6 protein-coding genes and 4 tRNA genes are annotated in these 6,400 nt (G+C 43.8%); 3 read left to right on the top strand and 7 right to left on the bottom strand.

The genetic code is table 11. From position 1 onward, the window contains the following. The 5 genes from OQJ86_RS25935 to OQJ86_RS25915 all read right to left on the bottom strand — a co-directional run. Positions 1-677 (bottom strand): GTP-binding protein (locus OQJ86_RS25935; protein ID WP_265992133.1); only part of this gene is annotated, 677 nt, incomplete at its 3' end. Between the two features lie 101 nt (positions 678-778). After that, positions 779-854: transfer RNA gene (locus tag OQJ86_RS25930), tRNA-Thr, on the bottom strand. A gap of 13 nt (positions 855-867) precedes the next feature. Next, positions 868-942: transfer RNA gene (locus OQJ86_RS25925), tRNA-Gly, on the bottom strand. Positions 943-977: 35 nt separating this feature from the next. Further along, positions 978-1,062, bottom strand: a tRNA-Tyr gene (locus OQJ86_RS25920). A gap of 52 nt (positions 1,063-1,114) precedes the next feature. Further along, positions 1,115-1,190, bottom strand: a tRNA-Thr gene (locus OQJ86_RS25915). A gap of 206 nt (positions 1,191-1,396) precedes the next feature. Between OQJ86_RS25915 and coaA the strand changes: the two genes are divergently transcribed. Next, positions 1,397-2,320, top strand: a complete 924-nt coding sequence (gene coaA / locus OQJ86_RS25910; RefSeq protein WP_265992131.1) for a type I pantothenate kinase — start codon at positions 1,397-1,399, stop codon at positions 2,318-2,320. A gap of 16 nt (positions 2,321-2,336) precedes the next feature. Here coaA and birA read toward each other — a convergent pair whose 3' ends face one another. Together birA and murB are read right to left on the bottom strand one after the other, a co-directional pair. After that, positions 2,337-3,302: a bifunctional biotin--[acetyl-CoA-carboxylase] ligase/biotin operon repressor BirA gene (gene birA / locus OQJ86_RS25905; protein WP_104047115.1), complete on the bottom strand. Its 966-nt coding sequence runs from the start codon at positions 3,300-3,302 to the stop codon at positions 2,337-2,339. Next, positions 3,299-4,342, bottom strand: coding sequence for a UDP-N-acetylmuramate dehydrogenase (murB, locus tag OQJ86_RS25900; protein WP_042603118.1), 1,044 nt, complete (start codon positions 4,340-4,342; stop codon positions 3,299-3,301). Before murB ends, birA begins: the two co-directional genes overlap by 4 nt. A 101-nt stretch (positions 4,343-4,443) precedes the next feature. On the opposite strand from murB, the gene OQJ86_RS25895 reads away from it, so the two are divergent. Both OQJ86_RS25895 and pssA read left to right on the top strand, forming a co-directional pair. Beyond that, positions 4,444-4,875: a GNAT family N-acetyltransferase gene (locus OQJ86_RS25895; RefSeq protein ID WP_171375342.1), complete on the top strand. Its 432-nt coding sequence runs from the start codon at positions 4,444-4,446 to the stop codon at positions 4,873-4,875. Between the two features lie 71 nt (positions 4,876-4,946). Next, the gene (pssA, locus tag OQJ86_RS25890) at positions 4,947-6,287 is read left to right on the top strand and encodes a CDP-diacylglycerol--serine O-phosphatidyltransferase (RefSeq protein WP_038873871.1); all 1,341 of its coding nucleotides are present in this window, start codon (positions 4,947-4,949) and stop codon (positions 6,285-6,287) included. Positions 6,288-6,400: the final 113 nt, after the last annotated feature.

Raw genomic sequence — 6,400 nt, 5'->3', positions numbered from 1 at the left:
GTACCACGACCTTGGATTGAGAATACGTCTTCGATAGGCATTAGGAATGGCATATCTACTGCACGCTCTGGCTCAGGAATGTATGAATCTAGCGCTTCTGCTAGTTCAACAATCTTAGCTTCCCACTGCTCTTCGCCGTTTAGTGCGCCTAGTGCAGAACCTTGGATAACTGGTAGGTCATCACCTGGGAAATCGTACTCAGATAGAAGTTCACGAACTTCCATTTCTACTAGCTCTAGAAGCTCTTCATCATCAACCATGTCACATTTGTTCATGAATACGATGATGTAAGGGATACCAACCTGACGGCCTAGTAGGATGTGCTCACGAGTTTGTGGCATTGGACCATCTGTCGCAGCAACAACTAGGATACCACCGTCCATCTGTGCAGCACCAGTGATCATGTTTTTAACATAATCCGCGTGTCCTGGACAGTCTACGTGTGCGTAGTGACGAGTTGGAGTATCGTACTCAACGTGAGAAGTTGCGATTGTGATACCGCGCTCACGCTCTTCTGGAGCGTTATCGATAGATGCGAAGTCTTTAGCTACACCGCCGTAAACTTTAGCAAGAGTAGTACAGATAGCTGCAGTTAGAGTTGTTTTACCGTGGTCAACGTGGCCGATAGTACCAACGTTAACGTGCGGTTTCGTACGTTCAAATTTTTCTTTAGACATGAGTAGTCCCTCTAGGTACGGATTTAGGTGGCCCGAATTGACCACGCAACCAAAAAAGATAATTGGTAAATCTTATATCAAAAGGAAATAACTTTGAGAGCTGGTGCTGATAGGCAGACTCGAACTGCCGACCTCATCCTTACCAAGGATGCGCTCTACCACCTGAGCTATATCAGCACTCAAATTAGAGTGGAGCGGGCAGCGGGAATCGAACCCGCATCATCAGCTTGGAAGGCTGAGGTAATAGCCATTATACGATGCCCGCAACACGTAACTCTGAGAGCTATTTCCTTAAGAATATGGTGGAGGGGGACGGATTCGAACCATCGAAGGCAGTGCCGGCAGATTTACAGTCTGCTCCCTTTGGCCACTCGGGAACCCCTCCAAAATTTCATGCCATTCTTACTACAATTGCTTCTTAAAGAAGCAGGAAAGAATGGTGCCGACTACCGGAATCGAACTGGTGACCTACTGATTACAAGTCAGTTGCTCTACCTGCTGAGCTAAGTCGGCATAAGTGGTGCGCATTCTATTGAATGATTTTCTAGGTTGCAATAGGTATTTTAAAAAAAATCGTAAAATTTAGCTTTTTAGATTCAATTGCTGCAAATTCATACAAACCTCACTTTTTAAAGCAAACTTTCGAGCTTTGTCGTTTGCTTTAAACGATGCTTGTTGTATGTTCTTGCTCTCTATTAAACCAAGGATCAAAGAGACTCATGAGTCCATTTTTGTCATTTGACCGTGCTGAATGGGCAGAACTACGAAATTCTGTCCCGATGACACTCTCTGAAGACGACTTAACCGCGCTTCAAGGCATTAATGAAAACCTCACTGTAGAGGAAGCGGTAGAGATTTACCTTCCTTTGTCTCGTCTATTGAACTTATATGTTCAAGCTCGTCAGAGTCGCAACTCAGTATTACAGCAATTTCTCAATACAGAAGAGCATGCTCCTCCATTTGTCATCGGTATTGCTGGTAGCGTTGCGGTAGGGAAAAGTACGACTGCGAGGCTGCTGAAGGCCCTTCTATCTCGCTGGGAGAATCATCCAAAAGTCGCGTTAGTGACAACCGACGGTTTCTTATATCCAAAGAAAGAACTGGAAGATAAGGGCATCATGCATCGCAAAGGCTTTCCAGAGTCGTACGACATAAAGCGTTTAGTTGAGTTTGTTTCCGATGTGAAAGCAGGTAAACCTGACCTTACAGTGCCAGTCTATTCCCACATTACCTACGACATTACCGAAGAGCTTAAAACTGTTGAGCAGCCAGATATATTGATCATTGAAGGTTTAAATGTTTTGCAAAGCGGTATGGATTACCCACACGATCCACATCGAGTGTTTGTGTCGGATTTTCTAGACTTCTCTATTTACGTTGATGCTGAAACAGAGACCGTCGAGCAATGGTACGTAGAACGATTTTTGAAATTCCGTCGAGGAGCATTCACCAAACCTGGCTCCTATTTTAGCCACTATACCCAACTCTCAGTAGGAGAAGCTAGGAACAAGGCGAAGCAGATTTGGCATGATATTAATGGACTCAATTTGGAACAGAACATTCTTCCTACTCGAGAAAGGGCCCACTTAATACTGCATAAAGGGCCAAGCCATTTGGTTGATAAGGTATCGTTGAGAAAGTAGTGCTGACTCGTTAATGTTAATCGGTTTTTCTTAAGGAGATCTCGCCGCCAATGTAGGTCTCCAAACCATTGTTGGTTTCTAGTACTACCCCACCTTGTTGATCGATACCTTTTACAATGCCATGAATCTCTCTTGGCCCCATAAGTAGCTTAACCGGACGGTCTATAAAATTATCTAAACGATTCCAACGATCAACAAACCCCGCCAGACCAGTCATTTCATATTCTTCTAGTGCGGTCTTCCAGTGTTCGATAAGGTTGAGTGCCAGAACGGTGCGGTCGATTGTTAAACCATCACTGACTTGATTCAACGTTGTCCAAGGCTGATCAATCTCAGGCTGTATGTCCGGCATCCCAATGTTCAACCCCATCCCGATAACAAGATGAGCGGCACCACCGGCTTGGCCTGACATTTCTACTAAAATACCTGCAAGTTTTTTATCTTGGAAATAGAGGTCATTGGGCCACTTCAACTTCACACCTTGAACGCCCATACTTTCGAGCGCTTCTACTGCCGCAATACCAACAACAAGGCTTAATCCCATTGCTGCAGCCATACCTGCGTCCAGTCGCCAGTACATAGACAAGTAGAGATTTGTCCCAAAAGGTGAAATCCACTGACGGCCACGACGTCCTCTACCTTTAGCTTGGTATTCCGCTAAACAAACTCTTCCTTTGTCTGACTCATTCACTCTTTCCAGCAAATACTGGTTGGTTGAATCGATAACAGAGATCAGCTCGATTTGACTATCAAGTTTCGCTTTAAGTGTACCTCCGTCTAATAGTTGTAGGGGGTGCGCCAGTTGATAACCTCGGCCTTGGATACGATAGATATCCACACCCCACTCATTTAGCCCTTTAATGTGCTTTGCGATTGCTGCTCGAGAGATGCCAAGGCTCTCCCCGAGTGCTTCACCTGAATGGAAATCGCTGTCGCTTAACGCTTTGAGGATATGGAGCTTTGCGTTATGTTCTTTTCTCATCGAGCAGCCTCTATCTCAGAAAGGGTTGTCTCAGCATGACTATTCATAAAACGCACTTCATGCTCAAGCTCTATTTGATACTTATCCCAAACCGTTTTCTTTACAAGAGAAGCCAAAGTCACCACATCTTCCGCGGTACAGTTATCCACATTGGTAAGCACTAAAGCTTGTAATGGGTTCACTTGGGCACCGTTAACCGAGGTTCCTTTTAGCCCACACTGATCAATCAGCCAACCGGCTGCCACTTTCATCCCACCTTTTGCAGGATAGGCGACCATGGTGTCATGCTGCTGGATGAGTTGATCATAATGATCTTGACTGATCACTGGGTTTTTAAAGAAACTCCCTGCATTACCCACTTTAGTTGGATCAGGTAACTTCTCCATGCGCACTTGGCAAACTCGCTCAAATATTGCGTTAGGGCTAAGTTCTTTTTCAGGAATAGACTGTAGAGGGCCATATTGATTGACGGGTTGCCACGTTTTGGGCAGTTTAAGGCCAAGCGCGGTGATAAAACACTTCTCATACAGAGAATGCTTGAATATCGAATCACGATAACCAAACAGACATTCTTCTGCACTCATACGTGTAGTTTCAAAAGTCTCTAGGTCAAGAACATCAACATAATCACAGATGTTGTTAAGTTCTACTCCATACGCTCCGATGTTCTGAATCGGTGCAGAACCCGCACAGCCGGGGATAAGAGCTAAGTTTTCAAGGCCACCAATATCTTGTTTTACACACCATTCCACTAATGCGGGCCAGTCTTCACCACCATCAATATGCAGCTTGTAATACTCATCCGTTTCACTCACTTGTTTACCAAGTAATCGGTTGATAATCACAAGCCCTTCATAATGCTGAGTAAAGAGCATGTTACTCCCTTTACCTAAAAACAGTTTTGGTAATTTTTTAAAGGTGTCGTCCTTGAACAACTGTATGACATCTTCTACAGATTCAACAATCGCCAAATAGTCGCAAGTTTGCTCGATACCAAATGTATGAAAAGCCTTAAGGCTCGCGTGTTTCTTAATTTCCATAGTGGATTTGCAACGCCAGATGAGATTCTCTTAAACTATGGACATTCTACATTAGTTATCTTTTAGCCGCAGTGACAATACCAGACTCATTAATCATAGAAGTGTTAAATCCGATCAAACTTCCTCTCATTAAGAGGTTATATAAAGCGCATTATCCGGCAGGCCGAGCCAAACGGGATGAGTTAATCATTACCGCCAGCATCAAGAATGGCATTGTTGCGCTATTACGAATGAAAACCATCGAAAAATCACGATTGCTTACAGGGATGCTAGTCGTGCCAGAATTTCGTGGAACTGGCGTCGGCAGTGCTCTGCTTACTTATTGCGAAAACACAGTTTTCACCAGTGGTGATTATTGCTTCGCTTTTAAACATTTAGAGAATTATTACGCTCAGCATGGGTTTGAAACCATTGATAGCTCTGAATTGCCAAACTCGTTAAAAATGGCTTATTTGCGGTACGTAGACAGTGGTAAAGATCTCATTCCAATGCAATTCACCACTTCTGACGTTCTAAACGACGTGGTTTTGTAGCCAGAGAATTCATATCTTTGGTAAAATATCAGGTTCGCAATATTGCACTTAATTAAGGTACTCACACCGGTATGATAGTAAGTAGGAACCCATTCGAACAGTTGCCAAGTCTCGCAGTCAAGCCTGAAGACTTTGAAGTTCTGCACGCAGCAGAAACTTTCAGAACTCGTCTTCTTGATGCGATCAGCAAAGCAACGTCGCGAATTTACCTAGTCGCTCTATATCTGGAAGATGATGAAGCTGGACGTGAAATTTTCACAGCGCTTTATGAGGCGAAACAGCGCAACCCTGGATTGGACATCAATATCTGTGTAGATTGGCACCGAGCTCAACGTGGTCTCATTGGTGCAGAGTCATCAGAGGGCAATTCCGCGCTATACAAAGCATTCGCTAAAAAATACCAACATTCTATTCCGGTATACGGCATTCCTGTACGAGGAAGAGAGGTCTTCGGCGTACTGCACTTAAAAGGTTTTATTGTTGACGATACCGTTATTTATAGCGGCGCTAGCTTAAACAACGTCTATCTTCAATACAATGGTCGTTATCGTTTCGACCGTTACCATGTGATTCAACATAAAGCACTTGCTGACTCCATGGTCGGTTTCATCCAGAGTGAGATGATAGCTCACCCAGCAGTAAACGACCTTGCTGGTAAGGACAAACCAGAAACTAAAGAAATAAAAGCCGCAATTCGTCAACTGCGTTCTTCTCTCGCTCGTGCTGATTATGAGTTTTCGCCAGAGAGTGCAACAGAAGAAGAGGTAAAAGTGACTCCTCTTGTTGGCTTGGGTAAGCGACGTAATCAACTCAACATGAAAATCGTTAAGTTACTCGCTGCCGCTCAAAATGAAATCTTCATCTGTACACCTTACTTCAACTTTCCTAAAGCGATTCATCGTGAAGTAAAACGTGCAATGAAACGCGGGGTGAAAGTAACGATTGTTGTTGGTGATAAAACAGCAAATGACTTCTATATTGCTCCGGAAGAAGAATTTAAAACTATTGGTGGTTTACCATATCTTTACGAATTGAACCTTCGCCGTTTTGCAAAAGCCAACGAAGCGAACATTGCAGCTCGTAAGCTTTCTATCCACTTATGGAAACACGACAACAATAGCTTCCACCTAAAAGGTATTTGGGTAGATAAACGCTACATGCTCATGACAGGTAATAACCTGAACCCACGCGCATGGTCACTAGACTTAGAAAATGGACTATTGGTGCAAGATAACTACGCTAAGATGACGGATAAGTTTGAGCAAGAAGTAGCAAACATTCTTGAGCATACTCAACTTATCTGTACTTACCGACAGTTAGAAAAGGTAGAAGATTACCCAGAAAGCGTTCAGAAGCTTGTTCGTAAGATCACTCGCATCAAAGCTGACGGCGTACTTAAGCGTATCCTTTAGAAACTAATAAAGAGTCAAAGCCCAGTATGAAAGTACTGGGCTAATTATATGGTCCGCCTCACTCTCAAGCCCTACGCTTAGAGTAGGCTCTCAGAACGAGGTGAACCATATGT

Origin of the sequence: Vibrio sp. Sgm 5 (assembly GCF_026241575.1) — a bacterium.
Classification (GTDB): domain Bacteria; phylum Pseudomonadota; class Gammaproteobacteria; order Enterobacterales; family Vibrionaceae; genus Vibrio; species Vibrio jasicida.
The sequence above is the reverse complement of the archived record's forward strand: the minus strand, read 5'-3'. Positions and strand labels throughout refer to the sequence as shown.

Coding starts and splice junctions, on each gene's coding strand:
- coaA (WP_265992131.1), top strand. CDS start 1,397: ATGAGTCCATTTTTGTCATTTGACCGTGCTGAATGGGCAGAACTACGA.
- birA (WP_104047115.1), bottom strand. CDS start 3,302: ATGAGAAAAGAACATAACGCAAAGCTCCATATCCTCAAAGCGTTAAGC.
- murB (WP_042603118.1), bottom strand. CDS start 4,342: ATGGAAATTAAGAAACACGCGAGCCTTAAGGCTTTTCATACATTTGGT.
- pssA (WP_038873871.1), top strand. CDS start 4,947: ATGATAGTAAGTAGGAACCCATTCGAACAGTTGCCAAGTCTCGCAGTC.